Annotated in this window: 1 rRNA gene; it reads left to right on the forward strand. The window is 58.2% G+C overall.

The window, feature by feature from the left end:
- Positions 1-1026: ribosomal RNA gene (locus QQX13_RS13765) — 16S ribosomal RNA — on the forward strand; the annotation flags it as partial.

Genomic DNA, 1026 nt, shown 5'->3' on the forward strand with positions numbered 1-1026 from the left:
CTTCTGATCAGTGGCGAACGGGTGAGTAACACGTGAGTAACCTGCCCCAGACTCTGGGATAAGCCTTGGAAACGAGGTCTAATACCGGATACGCGACTCCACCGCATGGTGAGGGTTGGGAAAGTTTTTCGGTCTGGGATGGACTCGCGGCCTATCAGCTTGTTGGTGAGGTAATGGCTCACCAAGGCGACGACGGGTAGCCGGCCTGAGAGGGCGACCGGCCACACTGGAACTGAGACACGGTCCAGACTCCTACGGGAGGCAGCAGTGGGGAATATTGCACAATGGGCGAAAGCCTGATGCAGCGACGCCGCGTGGGGGATGAAGGCCTTCGGGTTGTAAACCCCTTTCAGCAGGGAAGAAGCGAAAGTGACGGTACCTGCAGAAGAAGCGCCGGCTAACTACGTGCCAGCAGCCGCGGTAATACGTAGGGCGCAAGCGTTGTCCGGAATTATTGGGCGTAAAGAGCTCGTAGGCGGTTCGTCGCGTCTGCTGTGAAAACCCGAGGCTCAACCTCGGGCCTGCAGTGGGTACGGGCGGACTAGAGTGTGGTAGGGGAGACTGGAATTCCTGGTGTAGCGGTGGAATGCGCAGATATCAGGAGGAACACCGATGGCGAAGGCAGGTCTCTGGGCCACAACTGACGCTGAGGAGCGAAAGCGTGGGGAGCGAACAGGATTAGATACCCTGGTAGTCCACGCCGTAAACGGTGGGCACTAGATGTGGGGCTTATTCCATGAGTTCCGCGTCGCAGCTAACGCATTAAGTGCCCCGCCTGGGGAGTACGGCCGCAAGGCTAAAACTCAAAGGAATTGACGGGGGCCCGCACAAGCGGCGGAGCATGCGGATTAATTCGATGCAACGCGAAGAACCTTACCAAGGCTTGACATATACCCTCTACCCCCAGAGATGGGGGGTGCTTCGGCGGGGTATACAGGTGGTGCATGGTTGTCGTCAGCTCGTGTCGTGAGATGTTGGGTTAAGTCCCGCAACGAGCGCAACCCTCGTCCTATGTTGCCAGCACGT

Source organism: Demequina lignilytica, assembly GCF_030418375.1.
GTDB classification, from domain to species: Bacteria; Actinomycetota; Actinomycetes; order Actinomycetales; family Demequinaceae; genus Demequina; species Demequina lignilytica.